The following is an 18,015-nucleotide window of genomic DNA, read 5'->3' as shown; positions in this document are numbered from 1 at the left end:
TATCGGGCGCCTTGCTGCCGCAGCAGGCAGCAACGAAAAAAGGGAACCAGCACACCACTCTGGTTCCCTTACAATTCGATTGCCTGTTTGTTGTTGTTTACTTCTGGCCTGGCCTGGGCGCTCTCTTTTCATGGGCTGGAGAAGAGATTGGGCTGGCCGAAGTCCTTCCTGTTGTGTGCGATGAATGAGCTAAAGGGCGAGATGGCTCCTTATGCCATATTAGTTGCGAGCGCGAAAGATTTTGACACGGCGATTGGGCTCTTTGCCCCGGCTGCGTGAAAGCAGGTTATAGCGTGTCGCCATCTGGTGCTGCAAGCGGCGAATATGGGAGTTGGCTGGCGGAAGCTCAGCCGTGGTCAACCCTTTATTGAGCACTTGATGAATCGCGTCCTCTGTCTCCAGAAGAGCCTGTTTGGTCGGGTCATCGAAGTGCATCTCATCCAAGGCTGGATGGCTCTCCTCACCTTCGACGGTATCCTCCTCTGGAATGTCGAAGATACGTGCCAGGGCGTGCTGCATTTGCGAGACGGTATTGTTCTTCAGGATGATGAGTAGTTTACCGTCTTGTGCGGCCAGTTGCAGGCGCTCTCCCTGGTGCCGATAGTAGTTTTTCAGCGTCATCACGGCATCGGCCTCTTTCTGGTTGTTTGTGATCACAACCGGAACGCGTAGATGGCGTGATGCGTCGCTAAGTCGGTCACGGTTGACCCCGAATGGATAGACACGTAAAGTCCGATTGAGCGGAAGGGTCTCGGTCCTATGATCCTCCTCAGGCTCGCTCTCGATGGCTGTGCCTGGCGTAGTCGTGACTTCAGCAGGCGAGGTGCCAGTTGGGGCTAAGGCCCTCATCGGCATGGGCGGTTCATTGGAGCCGCGCCGTGGGCGCTCTATCTGACGCACCCCCTTGCTGCCGCCACGCTCTGAGCGATCACTACGTTCGGAATGATCACCACGCTCGAACATACTGGGTGTAAAGCCCTGGCTACGGTTGCCCAGGCCTCCGATCCCATTGGGGGAAGCGTTCTCCATACCGTTTCGGCTGATACGGCGGAGTCCGATATGCCCCGTGTTCTCGTCGCGTGTGCGTTCCTCGGCCACAATGATCATGCCTCTGAGCATGGTATCGACCGTGTCGGCGACATCGCGATGCACAATGACCTCTTCCCAGCTCTGCTGTTCCACCACGACATCAAAAGTCGGTGGCGCCTTACGCTCAAGAATACTCTTTTGCGTATGGCGGCGGCGCGCCTCTTCGTCGCCCAGGGTGACGGTTTGAATGCCACCAACCAGGTCTGAGAGGGTCGGGTTCATCAGCAGATTGCCGAGGGTGTTGCCATGAGCCGTCGCGACGAGCTGGACACCACGTTCCGCGATGGTGCGGGCGGCGGCGGCCTCCAGTTCGGTGCCGATCTCGTCGATGACGATAACCTGGGGCATGTGGTTCTCCACAGCCTCGATCATCACCGCGTGCTGCTCAACCGTGCGTGCCACCTGCATACGACGCGCGCGTCCGATACCAGGATGAGGGATATCACCATCACCCGCGATCTCGTTGGAGGTATCAACCACCACGACGCGTTTGTTTGCTTCGTCTGCCAGGACGCGCGCGATCTCACGTAGAAGCGTGGTTTTACCCACGCCTGGGCGACCCAGAATCAGGATGGATTGCCCCTGCTCCACGATATCGCGGATGAGGGCGATGCTTCCTAACACGGCTCGACCGATGCGGCACGTCAGTCCCACGACTTTTCCTTTGCGGTTGCGCAAAGCGCTAATTCGGTGTAGCGTTCGCTCTATCCCTGCGCGGTTATCATCGCCAAATTCGCCGATGCGTTCAACCACATATTCGAGGTCAGCATAGGTCACGGGCTGATTGCTTAAGAGGACCTCTCCCTCGGGGAAACGTCCCTCGGCCAATCGCCCGAGGTCCATTACGATCTCCAGCAGTTCGCTTCGGTTCTCTAGCCGATTGACCGCGTCGTGGATGCTAGGTGGAAGGGTCGCTAGCAGAGCCTCAAGATCGTCGGTGACCACATGTTGCATAGGCAGTTCTATCACCTCATTAACTTTTGGCGTGAATTGACCGTCCCCAGGCCCTTCAAGCCATAGACCGCTCTTTGTTCTAGCAGGGGGACTGTGCTTTGCCTCGTAGCTAGTGATGCTACGTGTCGCACGAGCAGCAGCCTGGTGGTTGACTGCTCAAATCCACTGTTGCTTAGAGCGGTAATAACACATGAGTCGTACTCGCGCACCAGGCAATAAATGCGGCGTACGTCTGCTTCCAGTAACCTGCGCATGCCAAAGCGTAACAGCGGCTCCGCCAGGTCGGCATGTTCTGGATGGACAATAAGAGAGAGACGATGGGGTATGGTGTTATGCCCTCGGCAAATGCGTAACCAGGCGCCCAGGCGCACGCCAACGTCGCAGACATAGTTCTCATTCCAGGGTGAGAACCAGCGCTGTGGCCCGACATGCAATTTGGCGTATTCCTCGCTGTTTTCAAGCAGCTCGGCCATGCGCACACGCTGTGGTGTGGTGGCCCGGTACAGTTGATGCAGACCCCAGGCATAGTGGCGATGCCACTTGCGCAGGGAGCTCAACTGTTCACCTTGCTCAGGTAAAGTTGTTCCCGGTTCATAGACATAGGTGAGTTCGCGCGCATAGCGTTGGAAGCCACTGCGTACGAACATATCTACCTCCGGCACCTCATCTTCAACCTTCGCAAAGATACGCAATATTCCATGCGCCCCCGCCATCTCTAGGGTGTAGTCGAGCAGCGCGCTCAGTACCTCTTCGCTGGAGACGTTTCTGTTGCGCATGGAGGCAAGATATGAGAGATCCCACGCTTTGCGCGCGGGTCGTTCGTTCATTTGTGCGAAACCGAGTAATTGCCAGTGATCTTCACAGATCCAGGTTCGCGACGCTGGGGTAAGCGGCAGAAGGTTACGCAGGATAGGTGAGGGCAGCGAGTCTCTCTCTACAGGCTCCAGCCAGCACACGAAATTCGCAATTCCGTGTTTCGGACTACGAGCATGTCGGTCCATTGCATAGATGATTCCCGGTAGATCCACGAACAGGACCGGTCGTATCATCCAATTCTCCTGCGTCCCTTTAGGGGCATCAATGATGCCCCTAGTTGCTGACGCTCTCTACTATGCGGAGAAAGTATTGGTGGAAACGGGTGTCTCCCGATACCTCGGGATGAAATGCAGTACCTAGCCTGGTTCCTTCTCGGACAGCAACGATGGTTCCATCGTCGAGCGTAGCCAGCACTTCTACTCCTGGTCCAACCTTTTCGACCAGTGGACCGCGGATAAAGAAGGTGTGGAATGGCGCTTCGCCAAGTTCTGGCACTACGAGATCTGTCTCAAAACTTTCCCGCTGACTGCCGAAAGCGTTACGACGAACTTTGATGTCCAGCGAGGCCAGAAGTGGTTGGCCTGCCAGCGCATTATCCGTCTCTTGTGATAACAATATAAGACCTGCGCATGTTCCCCAGACCGGTATGCCGTCCCGAATTTTCTGCCTCAAGGGCTCCAGGAGGTTATACTCGATCATGAGTTTGCCTATCGTGGTACTTTCACCACCTGGTATAATTATACCATTTATTTCCTCTAGTTGCTCAGGGAGCCGAATAGCTTTTCCCTCAGCGCCTAACTCGGCCAGCATCCGCAGGTGGGCCTCAAAATCGCCCTGTAATGCTAATACGCCGATACGTGGCAAAAGGTTGTGTCCTTGTGTCATGGTGCCTGAGCCTGTTCCGCTACTACCAGCCACGACGAGCCATCAGATCGTCCTGCGAGAGCTTATCCAGGCTGATACCAACCATTGGTTCACCCAGGTTGCGCGATACCTCGGCGACGATGCCCGCGTCCTGGAAGTGCGTGGTGGCGCGAACGATGGCCTTGGCACGCTTGAGAGGATCGCCAGACTTGAAGATGCCCGAACCCACGAAAATGCCTTCTGCGCCCAGGCGCATCATCAAAGCGGCGTCTGCCGGGGTCGCGACGCCACCCGCTGAGAAATTGACGACGGGTAGTTTGCCGGTGCGTGCGATCTCACGGACCAGGTCATATGGCGCGCCAAGGTTCTTGGCCTCGCTCATCAGCTCTTCTTCTGGCAAATTCTGCAAGCGGCGAATGCCGTCCATGATGGTGCGCATATGACGAACCGCCTCGACGATATTGCCGGTTCCAGCCTCGCCCTTGGTACGCAACATCGCGGCGCCCTCACCCACGCGTCGCAGCGCCTCACCCAGGTCGCGCGCGCCACAGACGAAGGGCACGTTGAAGAGATGTTTATTGACGTGGAAACTCTCATCGGCGGGCGTCAATACTTCCGACTCGTCGATGCAGTCAACACCGATGGCCTGGAGGATCTCAGCCTCGACAAAATGACCAATGCGGCACTTCGCCATGACCGGGATAGTGACGGCCTCTTTAATCTTGATGATTAGCTCGGGATCGCTCATGCGAGCAACGCCACCATGGGCGCGGATGTCCGCTGGCACGCGCTCAAGAGCCATAACGGCTGAGGCGCCGGCTTCCTCGGCGATCTTAGCCTGCTCGGCGTCGATGACGTCACAGATGACGCCACCTTTGAGCATCTCGGGGAAACTGCGTTTAACCTGTACTGTACCTGTCTGTTTTTCCATTGTGTAGAAATCTCCTGCCATTTATCTGAGAAATTTCGCGGCCGTAAATTTTCTTTTCGAATTTTAACATAGCCTTCTGACTCTTGCTACAGCCAATCCCTTCCACTTAGACCAGCCATCTTACATTGGCTCCATCCATGTGAGCATAGTAGCTGGCTCTCTTCTTTTCTATCGACTATTTGGGGTACCTTCTGCATCATTGAGCAAGACAGATGACTTCTCGCGCCTACGGCGCAAAAAAATTGTATGATGGTGTTTGTCGTTGAGGGCGCCAAAGGCGCCCTCAACGACAAACACCATCATACAAAAAAATATGTTACCAGCCAGATTGGCGGGGCGTGCTACTCTCGTGTGAGGTCATGCTGTGTTCTGTGGAAGGAGAGACCTGGCGCGTATGCAGACGTTCCTCCCTTATGCCTCTTTTGAGGAGACGGCCCGGGTGCTGGACTCCAGGCGCCTGGGAAAGCAGCGAGTAGAGGCATCTCAAATCCTGAAGATCATTACGACGCCGGACTACCTGGGCGCGTGGCGGCATCATCCTGCCGTTATGATGTGGCATGGCTATGCTACCGCGCTGCGCGAGTATCTTAATACAATGTTGACCGAGTGGGAGCGTCGTGGTTACAAAAACATGAAGCTACATCACCACCTGGATGAGCAGCATATTCAATATCCCTGGTGGCTTGGCGACCCACGCCTGCACGACTCCCATAAATCAAATCTGCTGCGTAAAGATTGGCTCTACTACAGCCAATTTGGCTGGGAGGTCTCCGACGATATTCCCTACTACTGGCCCGTTACCTATCGGCCGCCCGAGTAGTGTTCTCCTTCTGGATATACCAGATGTAGCCACTGAAGCGGAAGGTGCCGTGCTCACTGGTAAAGAAGGGACTGACCTGCTCCAGTAGTGAAAGATAGACCTCTTCCTGGCTCCTCTCTCCTCTCTCCAGCACAGAGATGACCAGGCTTTTTGTCATCAAGTATCTTACTAAATCCTCTCTGGTGAAGAGTACTTCGTTAACATAGCGTTCCTCTCGGATGAAGCGCAGACCATGTTCGGCCAGGACATGCGGGTCAAGGGGTTTATTTTCACGAGGAGTAACGGGGTACTGGGTAAGATATTGCTGGGCGACCCATTGTTCAAAGGCCTGATTTTCGCGCATCGACCCTTCAAAGCTGTTGTCATAGATTACCAGCCAGCCACCAGAACGGAGGACTCGCGCGGCTTCAGGCAGGAAGCGCATACGATCCACCCAGTGGAAGGCAGACGAGATGGTGATCAGGTCGATGCTTGCGCCATCAAACGGCAGTTGCTCAGCCGGAGCCAAGATATAGCTCACACCTGGCAGCTCCGTGGCGGCGGCAAGCATTTCGGGCGAGAGATCACAGCCAATCGCCTGGTCCGCGATATGTTTGAGCGCGCGGGTAGATTGTCCCGTTCCACAGGCCACGTCGAGCGCCTTTTTGACGGGTGTGTCCAGGTGAAGCGCGTTCTGGACCTTGGAGATCACAAGAGGGTGAAAGTAGGGCCGGAATGTGGCATAGCGCCGCGCCACGTCTGCATCTGCAAAGTAGTTCATAGCTGAATGGTTCCCTCCTCCGTAGGAAAATTTCTTCTTAATTAAGATCATAGCACAAGGGGCGAACCATTCAAAAGAAAAAACAAATAAAAAGTAGTAGGGGCATCAAGGTAAATCAATTTCATCCAGCGAGATCAAGCCCTTTTTCAAGGCATAGATGACAGCCTGGGTGTGATGCGCAAGTTGCAATATATGCCATGACGGCGATGGCGACAATAATGATTATATATTGCTGCGACATATGCTCTCACCTCAAATCACTACCTTTCGGAAACCTGAGCGCGCTTGTCCCCGAATGGGGGGAGCGCTAGCCACAAGAGTGGCGTTGGTTGTCCGGATAAAAGGTTTTCTTATGAAGATGTATTTTCTCTGATCTGAGAGCAAGTATACTGTCGCGGTCCCGCTTTGCCATCGCTGAAGGGCAGGATCTTGTTCTCCCCCAAAAGGGGGAGTTAAGAGTTGGGAGCTAGGAGTTCAATTGAGCCATAAGTTGCCCATAGCTATAGGCGGCATTAGCCCCGCCCTGCTTATTTCCATTACCGTTGAGTACCTGGTCGCAGAGGGCGCGAATTTGTTGTAGCGTGGCCTGGTCGAAGGGATTCTGAGCGAGATTGATCGCCAGTTGATCCAGGCGGGAGGCCCACTCACGGATATTTTCCAGGGTGGTTCGTGCCTGCTCTGCATGCTGCTTGATGGTGGCGCTGGAATCGCTTTGCGTGGCCGCCAGCGAGACATGCATCAGGCTCATCTCGATATAGGCTCCCGCTCCTACAAGGCCAAAGCCGTCGCCTGCCTGCGCGATCTGCATTGTTGCGCACCGGGAGGAGAGTGCGGCGTAGTGCGCTCCTCGCGTTCCCTCGACGATATTGAGTATATTCTGTGCGACACAGCGTACTGCCTGAGAGGGCAATGTGCGATTTTTAAGGAGGGCGGCCTGGGTGTTGAGCTGCCGCGCCTGCTCGCGTAGTCCGACCAGTAGTCCGACCTGTCCGGGTGTTTCGTCCAGGTGGACCAGCAGGTGACGTAGATGCACAAAGGCAAGCGGGGGGAAGTCAGCCTTGAAGACGATTTTTCCTGTGGGGACGGTGACCTTACTACTCTCTTGCGTGACCTGGATGCGGTTCCCCAGGCTAAGCAGATTAGTTGCTCCCAGCGTCCGTTGCAGGACAAAGTCTGTCCCGCGTGGCATCAATTGGCCCAGTGGAGTAATATGCTCCGCCTCATCGTCGATGAGCCAGGCCAGGTAGGTCGCATTATCGGCTGGGGCGTTGAGCTGCTTGAGTGTAATGGTCACGCGGTTGCTTTTGCCTGGTGTTTGTGGATTATCCGTGAAGGAGACCTCGCCCTGAACCTGGGTGCGGTTTTGACTGCTAAAGTCGCGTGAGAGGCGATAGCCACCAATCGAACGGGTTTTGATCAGAGCATAAGCGCCTACACCAATCGAGCTAATCAATAACGCGATGGTAATGAAAATAAGCATGGAGCGAAAGAAGGTGTTGTGCTGTCCCCGAGGAAGCCCGGTGATAGGCTCGGCCAGGGCGAGGTGTAGCGCGGAGGGTGAGAGTTCCTTTCTGGCGAGATCGATCTCAGGAAGCTCCCTGGTGACATATTGCCTCTTCGCTTGCATTTCATTATGGTGAGGGACAAATGCGTTGTGTGGCCCTGTATGTCCTGGCCGCAGGTCGAACTCTATGCCTGATGCGGCTTGTGGTCCTGGCAGCGGAGCGTGTACTATAGGTCTCTCCATAATGAGACCTCGCCCTGCCTGGCCTGGTACGATGGCGAGGGGGGCTGGCTGCCGCTGCGACAACGGCTCTTGTTTGGAGTGCAGGCGCTGCCCACAATGGCCACAGAAGATGGCTCCCGGCTCTATTTCCTCACGACAAATAGTACATTTCATGATGACTACCCCTGGCTTCCCAGTAGCTATTTCTCTTTACCTCCTGGATGGGGGAGGTTCAGAAATATCTGTAATATGGCAGTATAGTGGTTATCTTTTGACTCTTCAGGTTTCTGGTACTTTTTTATGACTTCTCGCGTCTACGGCGCTCGCTTGAGTAGGGGAGTGTTAGGGCAAGGTGGCCGGAGGCCACCTTGCCCTAACACTCCCCTACCCTATTAATCAGGTGGGAGAATATGAAAGACAGTGATAAGTAGTTCCATGATGCTGTGGTAGGAGATGATGAGCAGGGCTCCGCTAGCCAGGACGATGTGTATGGTGCGCCAGCGACGCATGAAGAGCTGGGCTGCTTGCTGGCGGTGGAGCGATCCCAACAGGTTTGTGCGTTCTCTGAGAGCCTCGGCGGCGCGTTGGAAGTCATGTCGCTCGCTTGAGGGGAGTGCGGTCTGGTAGGACGTGCTATCGGGCGCAGATCTGGTTTGTGCCAGGTGTTCGATGCAGTACCCTTTGAAGGGGGCGGACTTGCCCGCGCATAGGCGTTCAACCGTTTCCTCCAGGAGGGTAATACGCTCCTTGACGCCCTGAACGATGCCTACCCCGTTGGTCGCAGCCTCATAGGCCAGGCGGCGCGTTTGCCACTGGTCAAGCAGACGACCAGTAACGCCGCTGAGGACGAGGAAGATCAGGGCGAAGAGGGCGGCTGGCCCCGCCTTGGCCTGGATCAGGTCACCCGCGCTTTGTACGAAGTCGTGTGTGATATAGGCATAGTTTTCGTGCAGGAGCGCGACCAGGATCGTGATGATTCCCAGCCAGGTGTGCATCCAGAGCCAGTTCTGTACTTTTCCAGGCAATGCGCGCACAAAGCGTCGGCGCAGGCTATAGCTCGCGCTCAGCAGGACCAGGGCGAAGGCGCAAATGCCAAAGATGCGGAAGGGATCAAGCGCTGGTTCCGCATCCTGTCCGTTATGGATGGCATAGGCGCTCCAGGCGAAGAGGAACAGGTAGAGTGCGCCACTTCCCAGGAGCCAGAACCATTTCCCGCGTGAAGCGGGGGCGCGCCAGAGCTTTTTATATGTCTGCTGGCCCGCTATTTTATTTGTTTGTGAGGGGGATTTGGGTAGACTGGACATGCTTGCTCCTACTTCAAAAGAATCTCTTCGGTCGAACCAAAGAAGGTGCGCGGATTAACACGAATGGCCGCGCCCGTGGGGCAGGCCTGGACACATGCCTGGTCGTTATAGCCAGCACAGAGATCGCATTTGACGGCAATTTTCTTACGTATCTCCTCTACCGGGTCGAGTGGAGGAGTATTGTCCAGGGGACCAGGCGTGGTCAGGACTGGCAAGAGTTTGCGTTTCTTGCTGGAGAAGAAGGTGCTAAAGCTTTGCCAGAGGTCGCCCTGGCGCTGTGTCTGCTGTTCTTCCAGGTCAATGATAGAGATGTTGTCGTAGGGACAGCGCTCGGCACAGATCCCGCAGCCGATGCAGCTCTCGGTAATGTAGACTTCGCCGCTGGGCAGGCGCGCGATCCCCGCGCGGCTACAGAGCATACAGACGGGGTCCTGGCACTGGCGGCAGGCGGTGGCAATGCTGATATTGCCTACTACCAGTCCGTTGCGGTTCATACGCGAATGCCCATGGCGGCGCTCGCAGGCCTCCTCACATTCATTACAATGAATGCATTTCGCCAGGTCGATGACCAGCACCTCGGTCCCCTCGATGACGCCATCGTCCACCAGCGCGTGCAATCCGGCGCGAGCGGCGGCATTGGAGGTAGTGCTGGCAGCTGGCTGTTCCTGGTCAAATTGGAAAGGTTCAAAGATCGCGCTCTGGGCGGCCAACTTGGCGTCATTATAGAGCTGGAGCTGCTGCTGAAAGCGCTTTTTGACCTCGGGATAGCGGCGGAAGAGGCTGAGCAGTTCGCGGCGCGGAACTTCGGCTACGGTCGTGCGCGTGATTGCTGAGACTTTGACCGCGCGCTGGTCTCCCAGCATGTCAAGTCCTCCAGCGAAATAATCGCCGTTCTGGCGATAGGCGATAATGCGCTCTTTGCGCCCCTTGCCAGGGGGAAGCTTGCGTGCTACCTTGACGAAGCCATCCAGCAGCAGGTGCAGGGTCTCGCGCTCGGGCTGGTCCTGGCTCTCTTCGTCAAAGAGTTGCTCACCGCGCTCATAGCGGCGCGTAATGGCCTGTTCTGCCAGGTGACGTAGATCGATTGTGGCGATGCCTTGCAGGAGTGGTAGGCGCCTGAGCACGGCTTCGATAGAGCGTTCCAGGTGGAGCGACTCAAAGAAGACTCTGACCTCTGGCACGATCTCCATCAGGCGCTGGACGACCTGCTCGGGAATGACAAGCAGGGCGCATTTGCCGATGGCGTAGGCGCTGGTCTGCCGCGTCTGTCCGCTGAGCATTTCATGTTCGCCGAAGTATTCGCCTCGGCGTAGGACGGCGAGGGGCAGCCCTGCCTCGCCAGGACCTGTCGAGGAGATCTCCACGCGCCCGCTCAAAATAAGCACGAGGTCGCGGCCAAACTCTCCCTCGCGCATAAGCCAGCTCCCAGGTTGTGTGATGCGCAGTTGTGAGGAATTGACCAGGTGCAGCAGGTAGTTATCAGGAATAAGCATCTCGTCGCCGAGCATTGGCTGCTCACGCAGGCGTGTAAGCAATTGTGAGACGCTCCAGCTTTTGGGCAGCATATCGCGCACACGCTCAATATCTGCCTTGTTCTCCCAGGATGTTCCCAGGCGTTCTTTGAGTGAGAGCATCAGCAGGTCGCGATGGTTATCCACTGGACAGACGGGGACGCAGGAGCCACAGAGGACGCATTCGTCGGTGAAGCGAACGAGCAAAGGCGAAAGCTCATCATCGATCGTGGCTTTATTGAGTTCGGCGATACTAATTTTTGATGAGAGGGGAACCGGGCAGGCACGCATGCAGCGATCACATCCAATACACATGTCGATCTCAAAGCGAAGCTGCTCAGGCGTCAGTGGCCGAAGAGCGCGTTGTAGCTCAGTACCTGGAACTTGCTGCACCTCTTCTGGCCGAGAGGCTTTAAATCCTTGCATCGGCTATTCCTTGCTCTCTATGTCTAGCGGCGCGCTACAACTGGCACAGAAGCGAGCCTTCTGCGTGTTCGCGATGCCACAACAGCGGCAAATGACCAGGCCCGGCAGGGGTGTGGAGCGCTGGTGCGCCGCCTCTTTGTATGCTACCAGCTCTGTGAGCACCTGGAGTGCGGGTATCTTCTCGGTTTTGCCCACACTTCCCGCTGTCGCAGTAGCGAAGCGCCGCATCAGCCCTCCGGTATTTCCTTCCATGCCCATGAGTGGGATGGGAAGTTTTTCAGAGATCCCCTTTAGAGGGGCTAGAGGGGCGGTGTCGGGCCCGTCATGGGTATGACACAGACAGATAAAGCGTGCGCGGCTGCCAAAGCTGATCTCTTCATTCTCTTGAAGAAAGTGTACTGAGCGTGGCGGCATGCGGTATCCATTGATAAAAATACCGTTGGTGCTGCCCAGATCGCGCAGGACGTAGCGCCCATCGGCGAAGAAGATCTCGGCATGCGTACGCGAGATAGTCTCCATATCCAGCAGCAGGTGGGAACCAGGCTGGCGCCCAACAAAGAGCTTCTCGCTCTTGCTCAGTTGTAGGGGTTGGATATGTGCCCACTGTGAAACGTTCGTGTCGGGGACCAGGTACCAATCGATTCTCTGTGGTTTCTCTTTTTGCCTGACCACTGGCTTCTTATCGGTTGTGGGCAGAGATGCGGTAGCAGACTCGAGCTGAGCGCCAGGTTGCTGCTGCCGCGCGGGGGTGGTATCTTGCTCGGGTGTGGCTGCCCTGGCTTTCCCGGCGAGGTTCGCCCCCAGGAGTGGCGGGGGCACACCCTGGCTATCCAGCCAGTTGTTCAGGTTAAAGTCAGGGAGGAAGAGACAGAACGCGATGGCGCCCATTTGTACACGGTGATCGATGGCCCGTTTGAAGGCCAGAGCCTGTGCCCGATTGCCCAGCCCCAGCATCCCAATGGGAACGCCATTTTTGAGTAGGACCTTGCGATAACTGCGTGGCTCGGGGTCCGCAATGATCTCCTGAAGCCCCTGGCCTCCGCTCGGGTATGTGAGTCCGGTCGCGGCAAAGGGCAGACCATAGAGAAAGGTGGCGTTGTAGAAGGTTTGCGCCTGGAAGGAAGGCGTATCGTGCTGTGGATCGAGCAGATCCAACATGCTATAAGCGGCGGTTCGCGCCTGTTGAATGGCGGGATACCACTGCCCCAGGACGCGCATGCGCTGGGTAAGGGGATCCTGGATCTCGACTATATCCCCGGCTGCGTAGACGTTAGGAGTGCTGGTACGCATGAAGGCGTTGACGTGTATGCCTCTACCATGAGCGATGTTGCTCCTCTCAATGCAGTCGAGATTGGGTTCAATGCCGATAGCACAGATGAGGAGATCGCAGGGCAGGGCCTCGCCCGAGGCCGTCAGGAGCGCGTGTACCCTGCCCTGACGTCCCGTAATCTCAGCAATTTCTGTCTCGCGCCGTACCTGTACGCCATCGCGGCGCTCCTGCTGTAATACCAGGTCCGAGGCCGTTTCATCCAGGACCTCTGACCAGAGCGTGCGTTTGCGGACCAGGTGCGTGACTTCATGCCCCTGCTGGCGCAACGTCTCAATCGTTTCCAGGGCCAGGGTACCACTGCCACAGACGACGATATGGCGCGCACCCGGCAGGTAGCCCATGACTTCCTGGTAATCCTCCAGGTTACGCAGGGTTACGACGCCTTTCAGGTTGTTGCCCTGACATTGTAGGCGCGCCGGTCGCGCTCCACAGGCCAGGAGGAGGCGTGAATAGCGGAGCTTTTTCCCACTCTTGAGCCGCACATATTGCTGCTGTGTATCCAGGCCCACTGCCGGGTCGGCGTAAAAGTGGATATCGTGCTCCTGGTAGAACGTCTCTGTGCGTGCTGGCAGCCTTGTTTCATCGAGTCTTCCCGCCAGGTAGTCCTTCAGCGCGGGACGGTATAGGACTGGTTGTTCATCGTTGCTGAGCATGACGATAGCGGCCGAGGTATCCTCTTGGCGTAATACCTCGGCTGCCGTAATCGCGGCAATGCCATTGCCGATGATGACATATCGCTTCCCCACCTGGTTGCTCATTACCCTTTGCCCTCTTTCAAAGCGACTATCCCCTTCCTATGGTTACCATATGGACATCCATCATAAAATCGCGCCATGCGGGGACCCCTGGCTTTAGACATGGGGAGGAGCATGGCGCGCTCCTTTCTGAATATACTCATACCCGTCAGATCGATGCACACACCGCAAATACTTGGGGTGAATATCGACCTTCCCAAGTCGAAAACTAGGCCGATGGCGAATGGCGATTCGTCCTTCAAATGTTCCTTTGGGCGTTATGGCTTTGACCATATCACCCGTTTGATATCCCAAAAAGGTTTTTTTGCGTGCTTTGTGCTGCTTGGGGAAGCCAAACTCATCAGGCACGCACATACGCCTGCGCCCATGCCCTGTGGCTGCGATGCGCAAGGGCAAAATTCCTTTGTGCGATAGCGTAACAGGCGTATTCATGCCCACGCATGACGCATCGAGCCAGTGGGTTTTGGGCAATCCTCGCATGGTGCGATTGTACTTGGTCAAGCCACCGCTGCCACACTCCACAGGTACCCCCACGGCTTTGAGCCGTTCGAGTAACGCAAAACGCGTGGCATTCACCGCTGCGGCATCCTTGAGTGGCTTCTTCACCTGGGCCAGAATACGCGTGAGCACATCAGGCTTCTTGGTGAGAAACGCCGCAATATCCTGGGTGCCTTTTGCGGTATTGCATGGCTCACAGGCCAGTGTAAGATTGCTTATCCGATTGGTGCCACCATGAACACGTGGATGGATATGCTCGACTTGAAGCGGAACATTTTGTTTGCCACAATAGGCACATCTGCGTTCCCACTTTTCCAGCAAAAATTCTCTGATCTCATATCCTTGCAATGTTCCTTGCTGATATTCAATCCCTGTTATGTCTGGATTCTCTATCAATTGCAGATCAAACTTGACCAATTCTTGGCTGATGGCCGCAATGGGAGTATAGCGACACAAACGAGCTACCCACGTCTGGATGTTGGCAAGCCGACTTTCTAAGGATGGTGGCAACCATCCTTTCTTACGCCGCCTATTCAGGTATCGCGGTTTGCGATACCGTGTTTTACGGTTACGTCGGTTGCGGCGAACCGCACGACGATCATCCAGGCTTTCCTTGATTTTGTGCCCACGATGCTCAAGTTCAGCCGCGAAAACAATCTTACCGTTGCCCTCATTCACCAGGGCGATCCCCGTGATTTTACTTCCAGGATCAAGCTTGAGGCGCAAGGGTTGCACCTCTGGCTGTTCAACTACCCGTTTGAGCACAATCGTAAAAGGGTATCTGCGAAACACAGCAGCTTTCCCTTGCGTGAGCAAAAGCCTTGCTCGTGCTGGATGGACTGGATTTCATGGTTTGTAGTCACTATCAATCACAAACACGTTGCTCACGTTGAGCCTCTACTTTCGTAGGTAATGGGTGCCTCGACAAGGATAGAGGGCGGTACTTTTCCCTGAGCACTGCATAACCCCCCGTTTTGCTGTTTAACTCAGAGATTCTAGAGCTACAGGCTGGCACGCACCCGTAGGTAGGAACGTGAACGCTTCACCTCTATCGTAGCCCGATAGCTGTCTGCCGAAACAGAAGGCTCATGGCTAAGTCTGGACAGGTCCGGGCTTGCGTTCACAAGCCCCTGCCTTTAGGCCTGATTCTTACCCACATCTTTTTGAATGGTCTTCACAGGCCAATCTCTATGGATGAGTTTGCGAAACACCCAACAGAAGGAGTTGGCCTCTTGTGCTGTTCCACAAAACCCAATTGTAAAATGTGGGTAAGAATCAGGCCTTTAGGCAGGGGGTACCTGACCCTATCGTCATCCTTGCTTTCGTCACCAAATTTGTAGGGCCCAAGCTGGCTTGGACTCCGAGGCCCGCAGGCCGATACCTGGCCGCCGGAGAAGTCGCTTCGCTCGCAGTCCATGCCAGCATGGACCCTACAGGTTCTTTCGCTCCTGGACCTGGTAAACAGACTGTCAGGCCATGGTAATAGTGCCATCGGCATTAACCATAATCTGCACCTTCTTAAGCGGCGTCATGGCGGGACCCTGAAGGACACTGGCATTATTCGCGGGATCAAAGACTGCTGAGTGACAGGGGCAGACCAGATGTTTGCTTCCCTGATCATAATGTACAGCACATCCCTGGTGTGTGCAGGTTGAATCAAAGGCGACGAATTTGGTGTTGGGCAGATGGATCAATACCCCTGGATTCTTTTGATCAGGTAAAGTAAACGTAATTGCTTGATTGATTGGGATATCTCCGGTATGTGCCAGGACTTTTCCGTTCATGGGCTTGGGAGCCTGTGTCGGTTGTGCAGCCTGTGTTGGCTTGTTCTGCGCGCGTGGAGGCTGAGTACTGGTTGCCTTGGGCTGTCCTGCCTGCGGCTTTGTGCCAGGCATCGGTGTCGTGGGATAGATCACATGCGCGCTGAGCATATTCACGCCCAGGGCCGCAATGGTGACCGCGGCGGCTGTCCCGCCGCCAACCGCGAACAGCGTTCGCCGCGAGATCTGCTTATGGGGCACGCCTTCATCTGCGGGAGTCACTGGACGTGAAGCGTGCCGCTGTGCTCGGCCATGCTCGGTGTCGATTTCGTTTGCATCCCTGCCCAGGGAATGGTTGCTCGCAGCCTGTGATGTGTTTTGTATCAGCGCTGCGACCGCTGGGAGGCGCTCGGGGGCGACGACCTGGTAGTATGCCTGTAGGACCTCGCCTGGATGCCGGTAGCGCATTTGGGGTTCCTTGGCCATAGCTTTAAGTAGAAGGGCTTCTAATCCCTCGGGTGGCTCTGAGAGCCAGGCGCTTAGGGATGGTACCTCGGCATAGAGGTGCTGGCGCATGACCTCATTGCGTGATCGACCCTGAAATGGAGGCTGGCCTGTGAGTAAACGGAAGATGATCGCTCCCAGGGCATAGATATCTGTATAGGCACCTACGGATCTACCAAGAAGCTGCTCGGGCGCGCTCGACTCGCTATCGCCTTCAAAGGTATGCTTCTCGCTCCGTACGGCGAGGCTCAACTCGCGTATGCGTAGCAGGCCAAACTCGCCCAGGAGGAGATGCCGGTTGTTATGCAGGAAAATGTTGTTGGTCGAAAGGTTACGGTGCAATACGGCGTGTTCATGGGCATACTCCAATGCAGAAACGATCTGTTCCAGGTACTGTCCCACGATACGCAGGTCGGAGGGAACGTTGCGCGCCAGTAGGGTGCGCAAGGGCACGAGCGAGACATAGGGATAGACCAGGAAAGGCATCCCCTGAAAATTGCCGTAATCCAGAAGAGGTAGGATGTGTGGGTGCTGTAGCTTCGCCACCTGGTTGGCCTCCTGTTGGAAGCGACCCAGGTATATCATGTGATTCTCGGGTGGAAGCGACAGTCTGGCTGGATTGGCTGAGGATTCAAAATCCAGAAGGCGCAGCATGACGCTCCGTCCCTCGCGGTTGTGAGCGAGAAAGACAGGACCCCATGGACGTTCTTGTAAGACCTGTTTTAGCTGGTAGTTGCCTACCGTCGTCCCTGCCAATCTGGCATTGGTAAGGCTTTCAACCATTTGGCACCTCTCAATACGCATTGGTATATTCTGCTACATGAATCAATCATAGCAGAGTATAACTGAGGTTAAACAGGACCTGCATAGAAAGTATTACTCATTTCCTACAAAACAGATAGATAACTCAAAATCTTAACCTGAATATGCCAAAGGGAGAAAAAGGCAAATAATGAGAATGTGACTTCTCACCACTGCGTGGCTCGCTGGATATAAGGGTGTGGTGGTCAGGATGGCTTCGCCATCCTGACCACCACACCCTTACCCTTGTAGGGGCCATACTTGCATGGCCTTGTGCTCGGGGTGTGAGTGTGTTGCCCTTGCGAGAAAAGGCCGAGCAAGCTCTGCCCCTACAATTTATCTGTCGTGTAGCTCGTCCTGTTGCTGGTGTAGGACTTCGTAGAGCATCAGGACAGCCGCGTTGCCGACGTTGAGCGAGTCGGCGCGTCCACGCATGGGAATGGAGACGCTCAGGTCATGGCACGCGAACCAGTCCTCTGAGACGCCTTCGCGCTCGTTGCCCATCACGATAGCTGTACGCGCGCTATAGTGGGCCTGGCGAAAGCTAATCCTGGCCCGGGGGCTGGTCGTGACGACCTGGTAGCCATAGCGCTTGAGCCAGGCATAGGCCGTCTCTACATCGCTCTCGATGATAGGTAACGCAAAGAGCGAACCCATACTGGCGCGGACCAGTTTGGGATGCGTTAGGCGCTGGCGGCTCTGTGTGATGATAATCCCATGGGCGCCTGCGCCATCGGCACTGCGAATAACCGTGCCAATATTTCCAGGAATTTGCAGCCCATCCAGGATGAGGAGCGTCCCTTTCTGGCGCGGTTTGAGGTGAGACAAGTCGTACCGCCGCAGGCGCACCATGGCTGCCAGTCCATCGGGGCCCTCCCAATCGACCATGCTGCCTAAGACCTTCTCGCTGACCTGGTAGAGGTGTACCTTGCGCGTGATGGCTAGTTCTATGAGAGCCATGCCATCGCTTCCTCGTAGTCGTTCAGGGCAGATGAAGAGGCAAGAAAGCTCTAATCCAGCCTCCAGCGCTGCCTGGATTGGCCCTAGCCCTTCGAGGGTTATCAGGTGCTCTGGATTGTGCTTTGTGTTATTTTTCAAGGCCAGGTACTGGCGTACATGTATATTATGTTGCCCGGCGGGCATAATCTGGTGCATATCCAGCATAG

12 protein-coding genes and 1 pseudogene are annotated in these 18,015 nt (G+C 55.7%); 1 reads left to right on the top strand and 12 read right to left on the bottom strand.

Features of this window, described 5'->3' with window-relative positions:
- Positions 1 to 219: 219 nt before the first annotated feature.
- From KTE_RS13070 to pdxS, 4 genes are read right to left on the bottom strand one after another with little or no spacing between them, the layout of a single operon-like run.
- Positions 220 to 2,043 carry a R3H domain-containing nucleic acid-binding protein gene (locus tag KTE_RS13070; RefSeq protein ID WP_201381552.1) on the bottom strand — a complete coding sequence of 608 codons (1,824 nt, stop codon included), beginning with the start codon at positions 2,041 to 2,043 and terminating at the stop codon, positions 220 to 222.
- An 11-nt stretch (positions 2,044 to 2,054) separates the two neighbouring features.
- On the bottom strand, positions 2,055 to 3,092 hold the full coding sequence (locus KTE_RS13065; RefSeq protein ID WP_201381550.1) for a hypothetical protein: 1,038 nt from the start codon (positions 3,090 to 3,092) through the stop codon (positions 2,055 to 2,057).
- Positions 3,093 to 3,132: 40 nt separating this feature from the next.
- Positions 3,133 to 3,744, bottom strand: a complete 612-nt coding sequence (gene pdxT, locus KTE_RS13060; protein WP_201381548.1) for a pyridoxal 5'-phosphate synthase glutaminase subunit PdxT — start codon at positions 3,742 to 3,744, stop codon at positions 3,133 to 3,135.
- 22 nt (positions 3,745 to 3,766) lie between these two features.
- Positions 3,767 to 4,654, bottom strand: a complete 888-nt coding sequence (gene pdxS, locus KTE_RS13055) for a pyridoxal 5'-phosphate synthase lyase subunit PdxS (protein WP_201381546.1) — start codon at positions 4,652 to 4,654, stop codon at positions 3,767 to 3,769.
- Between the two features lie 394 nt (positions 4,655 to 5,048).
- Between pdxS and KTE_RS13050 the strand changes: the two genes are divergently transcribed.
- Positions 5,049 to 5,474, top strand: a complete 426-nt coding sequence (locus KTE_RS13050; protein ID WP_201381544.1) for an MSMEG_6728 family protein — start codon at positions 5,049 to 5,051, stop codon at positions 5,472 to 5,474.
- On the opposite strand, the gene KTE_RS13045 is transcribed toward KTE_RS13050, so the two are convergent.
- From KTE_RS13045 to KTE_RS13010, 8 genes and pseudogenes are all read right to left on the bottom strand, one after another.
- Positions 5,452 to 6,234, bottom strand: coding sequence for a class I SAM-dependent methyltransferase (locus KTE_RS13045; RefSeq protein WP_201381542.1), 783 nt, complete (start codon positions 6,232 to 6,234; stop codon positions 5,452 to 5,454). The genes KTE_RS13050 and KTE_RS13045 overlap by 23 nt on opposite strands.
- 466 nt (positions 6,235 to 6,700) lie before the next feature.
- Positions 6,701 to 8,134: a zinc ribbon domain-containing protein gene (locus KTE_RS13040; RefSeq protein WP_201381540.1), complete on the bottom strand. Its 1,434-nt coding sequence runs from the start codon at positions 8,132 to 8,134 to the stop codon at positions 6,701 to 6,703.
- Between the two features lie 218 nt (positions 8,135 to 8,352).
- On the bottom strand, positions 8,353 to 9,264 hold the full coding sequence (locus tag KTE_RS13035) for a hypothetical protein (protein ID WP_201381538.1): 912 nt from the start codon (positions 9,262 to 9,264) through the stop codon (positions 8,353 to 8,355).
- A gap of 8 nt (positions 9,265 to 9,272) precedes the next feature.
- On the bottom strand, positions 9,273 to 11,201 hold the full coding sequence (locus KTE_RS13030) for a cyclic nucleotide-binding domain-containing protein (RefSeq protein ID WP_201381537.1): 1,929 nt from the start codon (positions 11,199 to 11,201) through the stop codon (positions 9,273 to 9,275).
- Positions 11,202 to 11,204: 3 nt separating this feature from the next.
- Positions 11,205 to 13,289, bottom strand: coding sequence for an FAD-dependent oxidoreductase (locus tag KTE_RS13025; RefSeq protein WP_201381536.1), 2,085 nt, complete (start codon positions 13,287 to 13,289; stop codon positions 11,205 to 11,207).
- A 93-nt stretch (positions 13,290 to 13,382) separates the two neighbouring features.
- Positions 13,383 to 14,672: pseudogene (gene iscB, locus KTE_RS13020) on the bottom strand (RNA-guided endonuclease IscB).
- 581 nt (positions 14,673 to 15,253) lie between these two features.
- Positions 15,254 to 16,831 carry a protein kinase gene (locus tag KTE_RS13015; RefSeq protein ID WP_201381535.1) on the bottom strand — a complete coding sequence of 526 codons (1,578 nt, stop codon included), beginning with the start codon at positions 16,829 to 16,831 and terminating at the stop codon, positions 15,254 to 15,256.
- Between the two features lie 354 nt (positions 16,832 to 17,185).
- On the bottom strand, positions 17,186 to 18,013 hold the full coding sequence (locus KTE_RS13010; protein ID WP_201381534.1) for an RNA methyltransferase: 828 nt from the start codon (positions 18,011 to 18,013) through the stop codon (positions 17,186 to 17,188).
- Positions 18,014 to 18,015: the final 2 nt, after the last annotated feature.

Source organism: Ktedonobacter sp. SOSP1-85 (assembly GCF_016587415.1).
Lineage (GTDB): Bacteria > Chloroflexota > Ktedonobacteria > Ktedonobacterales > Ktedonobacteraceae > Ktedonobacter.
This window is presented reverse-complemented; position numbering and strand designations above follow the sequence as displayed.

Bases quoted from the DNA above. Each gene is read 5' to 3' on its own strand.
- KTE_RS13030 (WP_201381537.1), bottom strand. From the start codon at position 11,201: ATGCAAGGATTTAAAGCCTCTCGGCCAGAAGAGGTGCAGCAAGTTCCA.
- KTE_RS13035 (WP_201381538.1), bottom strand. From the start codon at position 9,264: ATGTCCAGTCTACCCAAATCCCCCTCACAAACAAATAAAATAGCGGGC.
- pdxS (WP_201381546.1), bottom strand. From the start codon at position 4,654: ATGGAAAAACAGACAGGTACAGTACAGGTTAAACGCAGTTTCCCCGAG.
- KTE_RS13025 (WP_201381536.1), bottom strand. From the start codon at position 13,289: ATGAGCAACCAGGTGGGGAAGCGATATGTCATCATCGGCAATGGCATT.
- pdxT (WP_201381548.1), bottom strand. From the start codon at position 3,744: ATGACACAAGGACACAACCTTTTGCCACGTATCGGCGTATTAGCATTA.
- KTE_RS13015 (WP_201381535.1), bottom strand. From the start codon at position 16,831: ATGGTTGAAAGCCTTACCAATGCCAGATTGGCAGGGACGACGGTAGGC.
- KTE_RS13050 (WP_201381544.1), top strand. From the start codon at position 5,049: ATGCAGACGTTCCTCCCTTATGCCTCTTTTGAGGAGACGGCCCGGGTG.
- KTE_RS13045 (WP_201381542.1), bottom strand. From the start codon at position 6,234: ATGAACTACTTTGCAGATGCAGACGTGGCGCGGCGCTATGCCACATTC.
- KTE_RS13065 (WP_201381550.1), bottom strand. From the start codon at position 3,092: ATGATACGACCGGTCCTGTTCGTGGATCTACCGGGAATCATCTATGCA.
- KTE_RS13040 (WP_201381540.1), bottom strand. From the start codon at position 8,134: ATGAAATGTACTATTTGTCGTGAGGAAATAGAGCCGGGAGCCATCTTC.
- KTE_RS13010 (WP_201381534.1), bottom strand. From the start codon at position 18,013: ATGCTGGATATGCACCAGATTATGCCCGCCGGGCAACATAATATACAT.
- KTE_RS13070 (WP_201381552.1), bottom strand. From the start codon at position 2,043: ATGCAACATGTGGTCACCGACGATCTTGAGGCTCTGCTAGCGACCCTT.